Source organism: Halobellus inordinatus, assembly GCF_024464655.1.
GTDB classification, from domain to species: Archaea; Halobacteriota; Halobacteria; order Halobacteriales; family Haloferacaceae; genus Haloquadratum; species Haloquadratum inordinatus.
The window spans coordinates 779,685-795,646 of the sequence record NZ_JANHAV010000001.1; the positions used below are offsets into that span (position 1 = coordinate 779,685).

General features: G+C 65.7%; 16 protein-coding genes. 11 read left to right on the forward strand and 5 right to left on the reverse strand.

The window, feature by feature from the left end:
- Positions 1–39 precede the first annotated feature (39 nt).
- From NO347_RS03975 to NO347_RS03990, 4 genes are all read left to right on the forward strand, one after another.
- Positions 40–1,107 (forward strand): NAD(P)/FAD-dependent oxidoreductase, encoded by a 1,068-nt coding sequence (locus tag NO347_RS03975; protein WP_256288357.1) that lies wholly within the window; start codon positions 40–42, stop codon positions 1,105–1,107.
- A 209-nt stretch (positions 1,108–1,316) separates the two neighbouring features.
- On the forward strand, positions 1,317–2,741 hold the full coding sequence (locus NO347_RS03980; protein ID WP_256288358.1) for an MATE family efflux transporter: 1,425 nt from the start codon (positions 1,317–1,319) through the stop codon (positions 2,739–2,741).
- Positions 2,742–2,880: 139 nt separating this feature from the next.
- Positions 2,881–4,485, forward strand: coding sequence for a BCCT family transporter (locus NO347_RS03985; RefSeq protein WP_256288359.1), 1,605 nt, complete (start codon positions 2,881–2,883; stop codon positions 4,483–4,485).
- Between the two features lie 155 nt (positions 4,486–4,640).
- Positions 4,641–4,925 (forward strand): DUF7545 family protein, encoded by a 285-nt coding sequence (locus NO347_RS03990; protein ID WP_121568362.1) that lies wholly within the window; start codon positions 4,641–4,643, stop codon positions 4,923–4,925.
- 38 nt (positions 4,926–4,963) lie between these two features.
- Here NO347_RS03990 and NO347_RS03995 read toward each other — a convergent pair whose 3' ends face one another.
- Positions 4,964–5,809 (reverse strand): ZIP family metal transporter, encoded by an 846-nt coding sequence (locus NO347_RS03995; protein ID WP_256288360.1) that lies wholly within the window; start codon positions 5,807–5,809, stop codon positions 4,964–4,966.
- A 155-nt stretch (positions 5,810–5,964) separates the two neighbouring features.
- Here NO347_RS03995 and NO347_RS04000 point away from each other — a divergent pair, with 155 nt between their 5' ends.
- Both NO347_RS04000 and NO347_RS04005 read left to right on the forward strand, forming a co-directional pair.
- Positions 5,965–6,273 carry a MazG-like family protein gene (locus tag NO347_RS04000; protein WP_256288361.1) on the forward strand — a complete coding sequence of 103 codons (309 nt, stop codon included), beginning with the start codon at positions 5,965–5,967 and terminating at the stop codon, positions 6,271–6,273.
- A 98-nt stretch (positions 6,274–6,371) separates the two neighbouring features.
- Complete coding sequence (locus tag NO347_RS04005; protein WP_256288362.1) at positions 6,372–6,836, forward strand: YbaK/EbsC family protein; 465 nt, start codon at positions 6,372–6,374, stop codon at positions 6,834–6,836.
- Positions 6,837–6,851: 15 nt separating this feature from the next.
- Here the strand turns inward: NO347_RS04005 and NO347_RS04010 are convergent, their stop codons facing one another.
- A complete protein-coding gene (locus tag NO347_RS04010) occupies positions 6,852–7,880 on the reverse strand; it encodes a sensor histidine kinase (RefSeq protein WP_256288363.1) in 1,029 nt (342 codons plus the stop codon).
- A 228-nt stretch (positions 7,881–8,108) separates the two neighbouring features.
- Between NO347_RS04010 and NO347_RS04015 the strand changes: the two genes are divergently transcribed.
- From NO347_RS04015 to NO347_RS04025, 3 genes are all read left to right on the forward strand, one after another.
- Complete coding sequence (locus NO347_RS04015; protein WP_256288364.1) at positions 8,109–8,429, forward strand: DUF7967 family protein; 321 nt, start codon at positions 8,109–8,111, stop codon at positions 8,427–8,429.
- A gap of 118 nt (positions 8,430–8,547) precedes the next feature.
- Entirely contained in the window at positions 8,548–10,641 is a 2,094-nt protein-coding gene (locus NO347_RS04020; protein ID WP_256288365.1) for an acetate--CoA ligase family protein, read from the forward strand.
- Positions 10,642–10,653: 12 nt separating this feature from the next.
- Positions 10,654–11,814 (forward strand): phosphotransacetylase family protein, encoded by a 1,161-nt coding sequence (locus NO347_RS04025; protein ID WP_256288366.1) that lies wholly within the window; start codon positions 10,654–10,656, stop codon positions 11,812–11,814.
- Positions 11,815–11,852: 38 nt separating this feature from the next.
- Here NO347_RS04025 and NO347_RS04030 read toward each other — a convergent pair whose 3' ends face one another.
- Positions 11,853–12,962, reverse strand: a complete 1,110-nt coding sequence (locus NO347_RS04030) for a M24 family metallopeptidase (protein WP_256288367.1) — start codon at positions 12,960–12,962, stop codon at positions 11,853–11,855.
- Between the two features lie 128 nt (positions 12,963–13,090).
- Here NO347_RS04030 and NO347_RS04035 point away from each other — a divergent pair, with 128 nt between their 5' ends.
- Together NO347_RS04035 and NO347_RS04040 are read left to right on the forward strand one after the other, a co-directional pair.
- Positions 13,091–13,267: a hypothetical protein gene (locus NO347_RS04035; RefSeq protein ID WP_199722988.1), complete on the forward strand. Its 177-nt coding sequence runs from the start codon at positions 13,091–13,093 to the stop codon at positions 13,265–13,267.
- A gap of 62 nt (positions 13,268–13,329) precedes the next feature.
- Positions 13,330–13,563 (forward strand): DUF7543 family protein, encoded by a 234-nt coding sequence (locus tag NO347_RS04040; RefSeq protein WP_256288368.1) that lies wholly within the window; start codon positions 13,330–13,332, stop codon positions 13,561–13,563.
- 24 nt (positions 13,564–13,587) lie between these two features.
- Here NO347_RS04040 and NO347_RS04045 read toward each other — a convergent pair whose 3' ends face one another.
- Positions 13,588–14,373 carry a CBS pair associated ParBc domain-containing protein gene (locus NO347_RS04045; RefSeq protein WP_256288369.1) on the reverse strand — a complete coding sequence of 262 codons (786 nt, stop codon included), beginning with the start codon at positions 14,371–14,373 and terminating at the stop codon, positions 13,588–13,590.
- Between the two features lie 41 nt (positions 14,374–14,414).
- Entirely contained in the window at positions 14,415–15,890 is a 1,476-nt protein-coding gene (locus tag NO347_RS04050) for a DHH family phosphoesterase (RefSeq protein ID WP_256288370.1), read from the reverse strand.
- Positions 15,891–15,962: the final 72 nt, after the last annotated feature.

Below are 15,962 nucleotides of genomic sequence, written 5' to 3' on the forward strand. Positions count from 1 at the left end.
AGCGGAATCTAAAAGGCCGTGTCTACCGAAACAGTGTGTATGACAGATACCGCTGACGAGGTCGTCGAACATCGCCCACTCATCGTCGCTGGCTCCGGTATCGCGGGGCTCTCTGCAGCAATTTATGCCGGACGTTCGAACAACGAGCCCCTCGTATTCGAGGGCGACGAACCCGGCGGACAGCTCACGTTGACGACGGAAGTCGACAACTATCCGGGTTTTCCCGAAGGCATCTCCGGGCCCGAACTCGTCCAGAATATGAAAGAGCAGGCCGAGCGCTTCGGCGCGGAGATCAAAAACGGCATCATCGAGTCCGTCGAGGCCGACGAACGCCCCTTCACGGTCCGCCTGAAGAACGGCGACGTCTACACGGCCGACGCGATCATCTCCGCATCGGGGGCATCCGCGCGGACGCTCGGCATCCCGGGCGAGGACGAACTGATGGGCTACGGCCTCTCGACGTGTGCGACCTGTGACGGCGCGTTCTTCCGCGACGAGAAGATCCTCGTCGTCGGTGGCGGCGACGCCGCGATGGAAGAGGCGAACTTCCTCACCAAGTTCGCTTCGACGGTCTATCTCGTCCACCGCCGCGAGGAGTTCCGCGCGGAGGACTACTGGATCGACCGCGTGATGGAGAAGGTCGACGAGGGCGAAATCGAGATTATGCGGAACACCGAAGTCACGGAACTCCACGGCAGCCAAGAGGAGGGGGTCGACCACGTCACGCTCGTCAGCCACCCCGAGGGACACCCCACCGACAAACTCGACGACCCCGACACCGAGGAGTTCGACTTCGACGTCGGCGCGGTCTTCTACGCCATCGGCCACACGCCGAACGCGGGCTACCTCGAAGGCACGGGCGTCGAACTCGACGACGACGGCTACCTCAAGACCCAGGGCGGCACGGGAGGCAACCAGACCGCCACGGACGTCCCCGGCATCTTCGGCGCGGGCGACGTCGTCGACTACCACTACCAGCAGGCCGCCACGGCCGGCGGGATGGGCGTGAAGGCCGCCCTCGACGCCGACGACTACCTCGAAGATCTCGAACGCGAGCAGAAGGCCGAAGCGGGTAGCGAGGTCGCGGCCGTCGAGAGCGACGACTAAGCACCCGTCTCTTTTCACGGGGCCTCGCGCCGCCTTCGACGGCGCTCGACCCCGGCCAAAAAATCTGGACGAAAAACCGCTCGCTCTGCTCGCGGTGGCAGCCACACGGAGCGCGGTGATGCTACGGTTGCGACGTGTCTTCGATCCACTTCCGGCAGCCTTGGCCGCCGAACGGAATCCCTTAGCCGCGGGCGCTGCTTCTGTTAGCCGTGTCACGACTCAGGCGAACCGGCACGGCGCTCGCCCGGATACTGGCGGATGCGGGCGTCATCGAGGAGACGCGCCTCCGCGCGACCGTCGACCTGGCGTGGCCCCGGATCGTCACCGGTTTCGCTATTATGTCGAAACGAACGGTCGACCTCGCGCTCGTCGGCCTCGTCATCGGGCCGACCGCGGTCGCGGGGCTGACGCTCGCGAACGCCTTTTGGATGGTCGCGAAGTTCCTCGCGATCGGCCTCGCCGGCGGGACGGTGGCGCTCGTCTCGCAGAACTACGGCGGCGGCGACACGGAACGCGCGGCGTCGGTCGTCCGGTTGAGCGTCCTTCTGGCGGTCGCACTCGGCATCCCGACAGTGGCGTTCTTCGGTCTCGCCGCGAGGCCCCTCGTCGACTTGCTCGGACAGGATCCCGAAAGCGTCGGATACGGCGCGACGTACCTCGCGGTCGTCGCCCCCGGCCTGCTCTTCGAGTTTTTGAATCTGATCGCCAGTCGAACCTACGCGGGCGTCAGCGACACCCTCACGCCGATGGCGGTTCGGGCAGGCGGCGCGGTCGCCAACATCGCGCTGTCGGCGGCGTTCGTCCTCGGTCTGGATATGGGCGTCGCCGGCGCGGCGCTCGGCACCACGCTGGCGACGGCGCTCGTGACCGTCGTGTTCGCGTGGGGGATGACGGGCCGGAACTACGTTCGGGGTCGGGGGGCGAGTCCAGTTCCGCTCACGTTCTCGGGGCCGCTACTCGACCGCGACTTACTCCGGCAGATCGGACAGGTCTCGACCCCGCTCGTCGCCCGTCGGGCAGCTCAAGGGCTCGTGGTGTTTCCGCTGCTCGCCATCGCGGCGACCTTCGGTCCCGTCGCCGTCGCGGCGGTCGGCGTCGGCCGACAGGTCCGATCGCTACTCGGGAGCTTCTCGTGGGGCTTTTCGATCGCCGCTTCGACGCTCGTCGGCCAGGAACTCGGCGCGAGCGAGGAAAGCGAAGCCGAGGCGTACGGCTGGGGGATCGTCCGACTCTCGGTACTCGTCTACCTCGTCGCTGCCGCCGTCGTCGTCGTCTTCGCGAACCCCATCGCGGGCATCTTCGTGAACGAACCCGCGAACCGCGCGCTCTCGGCCCAGTTCGTCCGCGTCGCCGCGGTCAGCGTCGTCGCACTCGGCGTCGACGGCTCGATCACGGGCGCGCTGCGGGGCGCAGGCGACACCCGGGTCCCGTTCGTCTCGGCGCTGGCGGGGCTGTATCTCGCGGCGGTCCCGCTGGCGTGGCTCGGCACCGTCGTCCCGGCGCTCGGTACCGGCGGCCTGCTGCTCGCGCTGCTCGCCGAGACCGCCGTGCCGATGGTGGTGAACCTCTGGCGGTTCCGCTCGAACCGCTGGAAAGCCGTGAGCCGGGGCTACCGCCCGGACCCGAGTGATTGAACGTACCGGGCACATCATACCAATTTTCTAGTATTTAGGCTGCGTTTTGTCACCGCACTGGAGTGATGCAATAACTCACTTCAACGGGTGTCATATGCCGTCTTATGTTTGACAATCCATCACGTGGAGACCAGTATGTATGCGTACGATACGCACGAGTTTGCGACAATTCGTCGACGAACTCGACACCGTTGTCTTCGGTGTCGGGTTCTCCGTTTCGTTGCTGGCGATTCTGGTCTTCTTCCTGAATCCAGACGTCTCAGCGGAGCGGATGGGACAGATCAACGAGTACCTCTGGACCGAGTTTATGTGGGTCTACATCGGGACGATGTTCCTGATGGTCGTCTTCAGCCTCTGGCTGATGTTCGGCCGGTGGGGCGACATCAAACTCGGCAAGCCCGGGGACGATCCGGAGTTCAGTCTCCTGTCGTTCTTCTCGATGATGTTCTCGGCGGGGATCGCGGCCGGCATCGTCTTCTGGGGACCGGCAGAGGCGCTGAACCACTACGCGAGCGTTCCGCCGCTCGTCGGCGCTGAAGCCGGCACGTCCGCGGCGGCCGTCGGCGCGATCCAGTACACGCTGTTTCACTGGGGCATCTCCTACTGGGTCCCGTACCTGATCGTCGCGATTCCGATCGCGTACTACGCCTTCCGGAAAGACGCGCCGATGCGCGTCTCGACGCTCATCGCGCCGTTCGTCGGCGTCGAGAACCTCGACGGCTTCTGGGCGAAAACCATCGACGTGCTGGCGGTGTTCGCGACGATCGGCGGCATCGCGACGACGCTCGGTTTCGTCGGGCGACAGTTCCTCACCGGTCTGGAGTACACAGCGGGGGTTTCACTCGGTGACGGCGGGACGGTCCTGGTGATCACGGGCCTGACAGTCGCGTTCACCGTTTCTGTCACGCTCGGCGTCAAGAAGGGAATCGCCCGCGTGTCGCTGTTCAATATGGGCGTCTTCGCCGCGCTGGCGGTCGTGACGTTCTTGCTGGGACCGACCAACTACATTATGAACACCGGCCTGCAGGCGGTCGGCGGCTACTTCAGCGAGTTCGTCTCGATGAGTCTCTACACGAACGCCACTGGCACCGGCGAGTGGGTCGGTAACTGGACGGTCTTCTACTGGGCGTGGGTGTTCTCGTGGGCCCCCTTCGGCGGCCTGTTCGTCGCACGCATCTCGAAGGGCCGGACGATCCGACAGGTGGTTGCGACCGCACTCATCGGTGCGACGGCCTCGACGATCCCGTGGTTCCTCACGATGGGCGGCAGCGCCATCTTCTTCGAGCGCAACAACATCGCACCGATGCTCGAGATGGTCGACCAGTACGGCGTCTCCGTCTCGGGCTTCCCGCTTTTCGCCAGTCTCCCCTTCGGCGACGTGCTGGCGGGCGTGTTTATGCTACTGGTGGTGACGTTCTTCGTCACCTCGGCTGACTCCTCGACGCTCGCGCTCGGGATGCTCACGACCGGCGGCAAGCAACACCCCTCGACTGTCAATCGGATCATCTGGAGCGGTCTGATGGGCGGTCTCGCCTCGCTGCTCATCGTCGGCGGCGGCATCGACGCTCTCCGGTCGTCGGCGATCATCACGGGCTTTCCGTTCGCGCTTATGTCCGTCGTCGCAATCGTCGGAATGGTCTGGGAGTACCAGTCGGTCCACCCGCTGCTGTCGGGGGAGGACGACTCCGTGGTCACGACGGGAGCGAACTCCCCGGCGGTGTCGATGAGTTCCGACGACGACTGATACTGTCTGACAGCACTCTGCGCGGCGTATCGGCACCCCGTGGGTGCCAACGTAATTCACAAACTGCTGGCCGATAGTATGAGCGAGCGACGCCGCGTCGTCGTTCGAGCGGCCGATTCCCACAGACCCTTATGTCGAGGCGCCGGAGAGGACGTATGGTCGACACCGAGACCTACACGATCGAAGCGCCGAACGGCGACGTCGAGGAGATCGAACTCCCCGAGGGCCTCGCCGACGTGTTCACCGAACAGGGCGAGTCGACGACGGCCGTCGTCGGCGACCTCCTGATCCAGTCGTTCGCCCAGCAGGCTCACGCCGTCGTCCACCACGGACAGGGCGAGACGCCCGCCGACCTGGAAGAACTGAACGAGAAGATGGAGGAACTCTTCGAGGAGCGCTTCGGCGTCTCGCTCGACGAGGCGATGGGTCACAGTCACTGAACGCACGAGGCGATCGCGGCACGATCTCTTTTCACCTTTCAGACGAACAGCAGCGGAACCATCGCGAGGAAGCCGGCTGCGACGCCCGCAGCCAGTTCACGACGACCGTCGCCGGGCAGACTGCGCCCGACGGCGAGTGCCTCCGGAATGAACTCCGTGAGGACGAGAAAGATCATCGCACCGGCCGCGAAGCCGAAGCCCGCGGGGAGGAACTCCCGAGCGGCGCGGACGAAGTAGAACGCCAGAACCGCGCCGATCGGCTGCGGGAGGCTCGAGAACACCGACCACCAGACGAGCTTCCAGTTCGCGACGCCCATCGAACGCAACGGGATCGAGATGGCGACGCCCTCGGGGATGTTGTGGATCGAGATCGCGATCGTCATAAAGATCGCGAGCAGGGGAACTACGAGCCCAAAGAGCTGCGTTCCGCCCTGCAGCCCGAGGTCTGCGAACGAGACGCCGACGGCGACGCCCTCCGGGAAGGAGTGGACGGTCAAGACGCCGAGGATGAGCACCAACTTCTTGAAGTCCGCTTCCTCGTACTGCCGCGGGTCGACCTCGGCGGCTTCGATGAGGTCGTGGGCGACGTAGACGAGAAGGATGCCGGCGAAGAGTCCGGCACCGAGGAGGAGCAGTTCACGCTGTGGGATCGGGTCGATGGAGACCCCACCGAGCGCCACGTGGACGTACTCGCCGAGCGCCTCTAACACGAGCCCGAAAACCGATGCGGACAGCATAATCCCGGAGGCAATGCCCCACAGCGCGACGTTCCAGCGGTCGCTCACGTCGGAGACGAAGAAGAACGGGACTGCCCCCAACCCCGTCGCCAGCGCCGTGATCAGGCCGGCGAGGAAGACGAATCCGAAAGACCACAGCTCGACCATACTCGCGTGTAACCACTGAATCGGTATAAACATTTCATATTACTGATTGTTTTGGCGGGCCTAAAACCGTCGCGCAAACGAACGCGAAAGGACATCAACGTTCTATAATTTCGGAAACAAAACATTTTCTACGCCGGCGTTCGCGGACCTGTCTGATGCGCAACAGTCAGCGACGCGTGGCGGATTTCCTCGAGGAAGCCGAGTTGTACACCCACCCGGCGTATCGGCTCCTGGATCTGACAGCGGAGGTCGGCGAGTTGGCCGCGGACGCGACGAAGTCGACCGCCTACGGCGACGAGCCAGAGTCGCTATCGGTGAAACGCGACGAACTTGGCGACGCGCTCTTCGCACTACTCGCGCTCGCCGAGGAACTCGACGTCGACGCCGAGGCCGCACTGGAGGAGTCGTTGAGGAAATACGAGTCCCGTATCGAAGACGACGGGACGCCAGGATCCGGCGAGTAATCCCGCTCGGCGGTCGGCGCCGTCGCGGAGCGCGCCGTCTGCCCGCTGTCCGGCGACCGGTCGAAGCGCTCTTCGGAACGGCCGTCACAAGAGGGCGTATGCATCGCCGCGCACGCGAGTTCACCGAACTGGCACGGGAACGCTACGATCTCGATCTCACCGTCGAATCGTTCCCGGAAGGCACCGAGACGGCCGCCGACGCCGCTGACGCTGTCGGCTGTGAAGTCGGGCAGATCGCGAGTAGCCTCGTCTTCGACGCCGATGGCGATCTCGTCGTCGTCGTGACGAGCGGCGCGAACCGCGTCAGCGAATCACGGCTCGAATCGCACCTCGACGCCGAGGACGTCGCGATGGCAGATCCCGACGAGATTCGGAGCGTCGTCGGCTGGAGCATCGGCGGCGTCCCCCCGTTCTGTCACGATGCCGACTTGCCGGTCTACATCGACGAATCACTGCTCGGCTACGAGACCGTCTGGGCGGCCGCCGGCGCGCCGACAGCGGTCTTCTCGATCGACCCCCAGACCCTCCGAGACGTCTCCGACGCGACGCCGATCGAGGTGTAGGGCCGATCCGATCCCTCACTCGCGGACGACGTCGACATCGGTGAACTCGAATCGGGCACCACCATCGCTGTCGGCCACAGCAATCTCCCAGCCGTGCGCCTCGGCGATCCACTTGACGATCGCGAGACCGTAGCCCGTGCCGTCCGCTGCCGTCGTGTATCCCAGATCGAACACGCGCTCTCGGTCCTCCGGCGGGATACCCGGGCCGTCGTCTTCGAGGAAAAATCCGTCTTCGATCGCACCCACGTGGACCGTCACCCCGTCTCCGGCGTGCTCGACGGCGTTCCGAAACAGGTTCTCGAAGAGGTTCCGAAGCCGGTCGACGTCGGCTCTGATCGTCATCTCGTCTTCGACTTCGAGGGTGGCTCCGGACGTGCTGACGGTGCCCCAGCACTGTCTGACGAGCTCCGAAAGTGTCACGCGCTCTTTCTCTCCGACGTGATGGCCCTGCTTCGCGAGCGTGAGCGTGTCTTCGATGATGTCCCACATCCGGTCGAGAGCGTCGTCGACAGACGCTAGGTGCGCTGACTCGCACTCCTCGCTCGCGATTTCGAGATGTCCCTCGGCGACGTTCAGCGGGTTCCGGAGGTCGTGGGCGACGACGCTCGCAAACTCCTCTAGTCGCTCGTTCTGTCGCTCCAGTTGGCGCTCGTACGCTTTCCGCGTCCCGATCCGTCGGAGCGAGACCAGCGCCCCGATGGGCTCTCCGCCCGATCGCAGCGTCGTGACCCGCGCCTCTGCCGGCAGGTGGCGGGGGACGGGCGCGTCCTCGGGGTGACCCATCTCCAACTCGACCCGTTCTTCGGCTGATTCGTCGGCCAGCACCGATTCGACGGCCGTCCGTAGCGAGTCGAGGCCGTCTTCGACGATCCGGCCGAAGCGGTCGTAGTCGGCCCCGATCACCGCCTCAGGGGAGAGGCCGGAGATCGCGTAGAACCGATCGTTCGCGAACGCGATGGTGCCATCGGCGTCGATAGCGAACACCGGCTCCATCTGATTTCGGGAGACGGTCTCGACGTCGATCGCTTCACCATCGCAATCCATACGGTCGCTACAGGTGAGAGTGATTTAAATTGTAGGTGTGCTGTCGTGCTCGGAATTGTACATTCGTGTCCGGTACTGGCCCTCATACTGTCGGACAGAACTGTGTGAAGATTATCGACACCCGTGGGTGTCAACATAGTTCACGAGCTTCTGTCCGACAGTATCAGTCCCGCGGCTAACAGTACTGGGGGACTGGCGATTATGTATCTCGGCATCGTAGGTGGAGTTATGGCCGATCAATCACCGCCGGTGGACGCCACAGCAGAGAGCGAGGGAGACGCCGAACGCCAGCGCGTCTGGCTCGTCGAGCGGACGTACTCCGACGACGAGCAGAACATCGTCATCCTCGTGTACGCGACCCCCGACGGATCGCAGTATCTCCGCAAAGAGCGCGCCCTCACCAGTTTCGACGACGCACGCGACACGACAGCGGGGCTGCTCGCTCGCGAGTCGAGTCTCGGCACCGTGACCGACCCCGACGAGCGCAGGCGATACGCCCGGGAAGCGAAACGGACTCGTGAGCAGTACGCCCCCGACGACGTCGTCTGATCCCGTTTCACGTGATCGCAGACGGACGCCGATCAGCCTGGTGTCTTCGAAGACAGCTACTCGGAATCGAGTACCAGACCGCACGGATTTAAGCGCCGACCCCGAGTACGTTCGCCCGATGGGAGAGTTATCCGCGTTGTTCTCGCCCGAACGAATCGCCGTCGTGGGCGCGACAGAGCGTGCGGGCTCCGTCGGCCGGGCGATTATGGAGAACCTCCTCGATTCGTTCGCGGGCGAGGTCGTCCCCGTGAATCCGAGCCACGAGGAGGTCTTCGGCATCCCGACGCTAGACGACGTCGCCGCCGCCGACGCCGACCTCGCCGTCGTCGTCGTGCCACCGCAGATCGCCGTCGACGTCGTTCGCGAGGCCGGCGAGGCGGGCGTCCGAAACGTCGTGGTCATCACCGCCGGCTTCGGCGAGACCGGCAGTGAGGGCGCCGCCCGTGAGCAGGACCTGATCGAGGTCGCCGAAACGTACGACATCGACCTGGTCGGCCCCAACAGCCTCGGGATTATGTCGACGCCGGTTGGAATGAACGCGACGTTCGGCCCCGAGAACGCCACCGAGGGGCGGATGTCGTTTATGAGCCAGTCGGGGGCGTTCATCACGGCCGTCTTAGACTGGGCGAACGACCAGGGAATCGGCTTCAAAGACGTCGTCTCGCTCGGTAACAAGGCCGTCCTCGACGAATCCGACTTCGTCAGAGAGTGGGGCGACGACGACGACACCGACGTGATAATCGGCTATCTGGAGGGCATCGACGACGGCCAGGCGTTCATCGAGACGGCGCGCGAGGTGACCGCAGAGACGCCGGTCGTCCTCGTGAAGTCCGGTCGCACCGACGCCGGCGCACAGGCCGCCTCCAGTCACACGGGGACGATCGCCGGCTCGGATCAGGCCTACGAGGCCGGCCTCGAACAGGCGGGCGTCATCCGCGCGGCGTCCGTCCAGGAACTGTTCGACGCCGCGCGCGTCCTGGAGAGTCAACCCCTTCCCGAAAGTGACGGCGTCGCTGTCATCACGAACGCCGGCGGGCCGGGCGTGATGAGCACCGACGCGATCGGCGACTCGCGGCTCTCGATGGCGTCGTTCACCGACTCGACGCTCGATGCCTTCTCGGAGGCGTTGCCGGCGGAAGGTAACATCTACAACCCGGTCGACATCGTCGGCGACGCCGACAACGAGCGCTTCCGCGACGCGCTGGACGTCGCGCTCGGTGACGCAAACGTCGGTAGCGTCATCGTCCTCTCGTGTCCGACGGCTGTCCTCGACTACCAGCAATTGGCCACCGATACCGTCGAGCTACAGGCGAAACACGACAAGCCCGTCGCCGCCTGCTTTATGGGCGGCGAGCGGGTCGAACCCGCCGCAGAGACGCTCGCAGACGCCGGGATCCCGAACTACTTCGATCCGGCCCGGGCGGTGCAGGGCCTCGACGCGCTCTCGCGCTTCCGCGATATCACCGAACGGGAGTACCAGGCGCCGACGACGTTCGACGTCGACCGCGAGCGCGCCCGCGAGATCCTCACGTCGGTCGAGGGCCGCGCGGACACGCGGTTGGGCGTCGAAGCGATGGGCCTCTTAGACGCCTACGGGATCGAGACGCCCGCCGGCGACATCGTCGACGCACCCGCGGACGCGCTCGAAGTCGCAGAGTCCATCGACGGCGACGTGGTGATGAAGATCGTCAGCCCGGATATCCTGCACAAATCTGACATCGGGGGCGTCAAGGTCGGCGTCCCGAACGAGGAGGTCTACGACGCCTACGAAGACCTGATCTCTCGCGCGCGAAACTACCAGCCCGATGCGACGATCATCGGCGTGCAGGTCCAAGAGATGGTCGACCTCGACGACGGTGTGGAGACGATCGTCGGGATGAACCGCGATCCGCAGTTCGGCCCGCTCTTGCTCTTCGGCCTCGGCGGAATCTTCGTCGAGACGCTCGAAGACACGACGTTCCGCGTCGCGCCGGTCTCTGAACCGGAGGCCGAGGCGATGACCCGGGAGATCGACGCCGCGCCGTTGTTGCGCGGGGCGCGCGGACGCGAGCCCGCAGACGTCGCGGGCGTCGTCGAGACGATCCAGCGCCTCTCACAGCTCGTGACCGACTTCCCGGCGATTCTCGAATTGGACATCAACCCACTCGTCGCCACCCCCGATGGCGTCGAAGCCGTCGACGTGCGACTCACCGTCGACCCCGATCAACTCTGAGGAGCCCCACAGATGCACACGAACACCCTACTCGTCGCTTCGATCCAGGAAAGCACCGGCAAGACGGCAGTCACCCTCGCGCTCGGCCGACTCGCACAGGAGCGCGGCCTCGACGTCGGCTATATGAAGCCCAAAGGCACGCGGCTCCAGTCGAACGTCGGCAAGACGCTCGATGAGGATCCGATGTTGGCGCGAGAACTCCTCGATTTGGACTGTGAGATGCACCAGATGGAGCCGATCGTCTACTCGCCGACGTTCGTCGACGGCGCGATCCGCGGGCAGGAGGACCCCGAAGAACTCGGCGCCCTCATCGAGGAGTACTTCGAACAGCTCGCGGCCAACTGCGGGCTGATGCTCGTCGAGGGCGGCGGCTCGTGGACCACCGGTGGGATCGTCGATCTGACCGACGTGGACATCGCGTCGCGGCTCGACGCCGACGTGCTCCTCGTGGCGAACTACGAGAACCCGGGCGACCTCGACGACGTCGTCGCCGCTGCGGAGGCCTTCGGCGACCGCCTCGTGGGCGTGTTGTTCAACGGCGTGAGCGACGCCGCCTTCGACGACCTCGAACAGCAGGGCGTGCCGTTCCTCGAAGGACGCGGGATCCCCGTTCTCGGCGTCGTCCCGCGCGAGCGTGACCTCGCGGGCGTGACCGTCGAGGACCTCGCCGCCGAACTCGGCGCCGACGTCGCCGTCGACGGCGACAGCGGGGCCTACGTGGAGCGCTTCCTCGTCGGCGCGATGGGCGGAGACGCCGCTCTCCGGTACTTCCGCCGCACCAAGAACGCCGCAGTCATCACCGGCGGCGACCGCGCGGAGATCATCACCGCAGCGTTGGAGGCCCCGGGCGTCAACGCCATCATCCTCACCGGCGGACACCGCCCGTCGCCGGCCGTGCTCGGCAAGGCCGAACAGAAGGGCGTGCCCGTCCTGCTCGTCACCGGAGACACCCTCTCAGTCGTCGACCGCGCGGAGGCGGTCGTCAACACCGGCCGCGCCCGCGACGAGGAGACGATCACCCGGATGAGCGAACTCCTCTACGATCACGCCGACGTGGACGCGCTGCTCGGTCCGGAGGACGACAGTGTGGACGCAGCGGACGCAGCGGAGGACTCGGCGGACCCGGAGGACGCTGGCAACTCCGACAACCCAACGGACGCTGACGAGGCGTAATCCTCGTATCCGTCAGGTGCGACTACTGCTGGCGCTCCTCAGCACTTCCACCCGCGATCCGTCGTGTTCAAGCGTTCACAGCCGTCGTCGGTGACGACGACGAGGTCCTCGATGCGGACGCCGAACGCGCCGTCGAGGTAGACACCGGGCTCGACGCTGAAGACCATCCCCGGCTCCAGTTCTCGCGTACTGTCGGCGACGATGTATGGCTCTTCGTGGACGTCGAGGCCGACGCCGTGGCCCGTCCGGTGAATGAACCGCTCGCCGTAGCCCGCGTCCTCGATGACCGAGCGCGCGGTAGCGTCGACCGCGCCAGCAGCCACCCCTGGTTCGACTGCGTCGACGGCCGCCTCCTGCGCGCGTCTGACCACCTCGTGGACCTCGCGAAAGCGCTCGCCAGGGGTGCCGTCGAAGACGACGGTTCGAGTCTGGTCGCTGGGGTAGCCGTCGACGCGCGTTCCGAAATCCACGACGACCGGGTCGCCGGCCCCGATCGTTCGCTCGCCGTGCGTGTGATGCGGCATCGCGCCGTTGGGTCCGGAGCCGACGATCGTCTCGAAGGAGACGCCGTCGCCGCCGGCGTCGGCGAGAAACGACTCGATCCGGGCTGCGAGTTCGGATTCTGTCAGCCCGACGGCGTCGCTGCCGAGGCCGCGAACGCGCTTCATCGCGTCGTCTGCGGCCCCTGCGGCCCGTCGAAGCGCATCGAGTTCGGTATCGTCCTTTCTGATTCGCAGGTCTGCGAGCACCTCGCTGGCGAGGCCGAGCGTGGCGTCCGGACGAATCTCGCGCACGTCTCGAGTGAACGTCGCCCACATCGTGTCGTCGACGAGAAGGTGCGACGCCGCCGGGATCCCGAGATCGTCGAACAGCTCCGAGAGCGCCCTCACGGGATCCGTCTCGTCGTCCCACGCCCGCACGTCCGGCACCCACGACTCTGCTCGGACCTGCGAGGCCGCAAGCGCCGGGACGAAGAACGTCGGTTCGCCCTCGGCGGGCACGACGAAGAGGAAGTGTCTCTCGCGCTGGGATTCGACGAGGCCGGTGAGATACTGGAGGTTCCGTCCGGGGACACAGACGAGCGCGTCCGCGCCCACGTTGGCGAGCGTCGTCTGTGCCGCGTCGGTTCGTCGTTCGAGAGGCGTCACACCGGGGGCTTCCGCGCAAACGTACAAGAAGGTACGGTCGCGTTGTGGGGTCCCGGCGGGCGAAAATCCGGCCAGATACCGGTCGTAACCACTCATTAACTATTACATATCCCCGTGACACTTGGAGTATGGACTTCGACTGGCCCACGTACTTCGAGTGTGCCGCCTGCGGAGCCGAACTACCCGCGGATGCAGTCCGGTATGACGATCTGGGCTATCCCGAGTGCCCCGAATGCGGCGCGCGCACCGGACCGCTCGCCAGCCTCGAAGCCGTCGAGTCCGCGTCCAAAGGCCTCGCCGACTGATCGCGACGCGGTCGTGCGACCCTATTCGGAAGATACAGGCTCGCGACGTGCGAGCCATCGGTATGGAGTGGACACGGACTCGTGAGGAGGAACGGCTCGTCGAGTGGACGCGCCAGGACGGGTACGTCACGCTACGTCGTCGCCGCCGACCCGACGGCGAGTGGGTCGTCAGACTCGACCGCCTGCATCAAGCGCCCGGTGGCAGAGACTACCGTCGCGAGCGCGTGGCCGACGTCGAGGCAGCGAAGGCCTTGATCGAAGAGTGGAAAGCGGACGCGGCCTCCCGGGGAGAATAGAGAGCGGCCGCAGCCGGGCGGGGACTACTCCTGTAACCGCTGGGTCGCTTCGATCAGCGGGTGCCGGCCGTAGTCGGCGATTTCGATGTCTTCGATCGACGAGAGCCCCTCCTTTTCGGCCGTCCGTTGCATTCCCAGATCGACGCGTTCGTCTAAGACGATCACCGTGGCGTCCATCTCCTCGATTCCGAGTTGGAACGCCGCCATCACGCGGTGGTGGCCGTCCGCCAGCAGGAATTCGCCGCTGTTATCGATGACCACGAGCGGTTCGGCGAGTCCGCGTTCGAGTTCGTACTGCCGCCCCTCGAGTTCGTCGGCGTAGACACGCGCCTGCGTCGGCGTGAGATTGTCCAACTCGACGACGCGAGATTCCTCGTGGAGACTGACGTCGTGGATCTGTTCGAGCGTGCGCATCAGTTTGCCCACCTTCTCCGGCGTCGCCCGCTCGATCTGTGAGCGGACGACGTCCGTATTCGAGATGATGCCGACGAGGTTGTCGGCGTCGTCGACGACCGGGAGCTTTTGGATGCCTGACCGGAGGATCACGCGCGCGGCGTCGATCACGTCCATCTCGGGGTGGGCGACGATGATGTCCTCGGTCATCACGGTGAAGATCGGGTCCTCGTCGTCGACTAAGAGCAGATCGCTGGCCGTGACGAACCCCTCGACCTTTCGGCCGTCGGAGACGGGAAATCCGTTGTGTCCTTCGCTCTCTTTGATCCGGCGTGCGACGTCGGCGACGGTGTCGGTCGGCGAGACGGTCTGCACCTCACGCGTCATGTACTCTTTGACCTTCGGTCTCCCGCTCATTTTCGAGCCTACGCGGTCCCCGTGGAAAAGGGTGCCTCTCGTCACTCTTCGTCCACCTCGAACGGGAACTCGAAGGCCCACTCGGTGTCGTCTGCGCCGACGTCGAGGAGCGTGGTCGCGTCTTCGAGCGTCTCGAAGACCCGACTGGCGATGACTTCGGTGACGACCTCGGATAGTTCCTCGATCGATTCGTCGTCGGCGTCGGCGAGGATCCCGAGCGGCACCTGCGCGCCGGCCATATCCGCGTGTCCGCCGGCGCTTCCGATCGCGCCGAGCGCGTCGCGGAGTGTCTCCCCGAGATCTACGTCGGTACCGCGTGCGCGCCCGGAGACGTAGACGGTCCCGTCGCGGAACCCGTAGACGATCGCGATGCGGATCCCTTCCATATTCAGCAGCCGATCGGCTGCCTGCGCGAGGGCGTCGCGGTCGCTGATCGCCCCGACGTTCGAGGCCAAGGCGTCGCCGCGGACGTCGCGGTTGTGGATCGCTCGCCCCAGCGTTTCCAACACCGCCGACGTCATACTGGGCGATTCGACCCGATCGAGCATCGAGAGGTCCGCGTAGGTGAGCAGCCACGCCGCCGCCTCGAAGTCGGCGGGGGAGACTTCCCGAGCGAAGTCGTTCGTGTCGACGCGGATCCCGAAGAGCAGCGACGTCGCAAGCGACTCCTCGGGCTCGATGCCTGCCCGGCGAAGATACTCCGCCAAGAGCGTACTGGTGGCGCCGATGTCGCGCCGGAGATCGACGAAGTGCGCCTCGACCGGCGCGCGCGGCGGGTGGTGGTCGACGACGATGTCGATCTCGGTGTCGCCGGGCAACCCGTCGTTGACGCCCGGACGGGAGTGGTCGACGAGAGCGACGCCGTCGTACTCCGCGAGGTCTGTGCCGTCGTCGAGTTCGACGAGCGCCAGGTCGAGCAGGTTCACTAAGGCGCGGTTCTCCTGGTGAGAGATGTCGCCGAAGTAGCACGCGTCCGCGGGGACGTCGACGGACGCGGCGATTCGGGCGAGTGCGAGCGCGCTCGCGATCGCGTCCGGGTCGGGGTTGTCGTGCATCACCACGGCCAGCCGCCCGTCGATGCGACGGAGCGTCGCGAAGAGTCGATGGATCCGTTCCGCGCCGGGAGCGGTCGTCAACTCTCGGACGCGGTCGAGGAGGATCTGCTCGGCATCGATAACGCGATCTGCGGTCTCTAGTATTCGTTCGCGTACCTGTGCGGTCGCTCCAGCACTCAGATACACCACGAGCTGTGCGTCCGGAAACTGCTCGCGGGCTTCAGCGGCCGCCTCGGCGTTCGCCGCGGCGTCGTCGCTCGCGACGAACACCAGTTCTGCCCGGTCCGGGAACGCTTCGGCGTCTGCCGGGGCGCGCCGCTTCGTCGTGACTCCGTCGGCGCCGATAGCGTCGACGACGTCGCCGCGCTGTGAGAGGATGACTAATTCGCCGGGCCACTCGGCGAGGCGCTCGATGGTTCCGCGCACGGCCGAACCGCACCCGAGAACCAACCGCCGTTGCATACGCGGGCATCCGAACGCGCCGGCCAAAACCCTACCGTCATCTGGTCGGCCGAAGTTCGGTATACCAGTTAG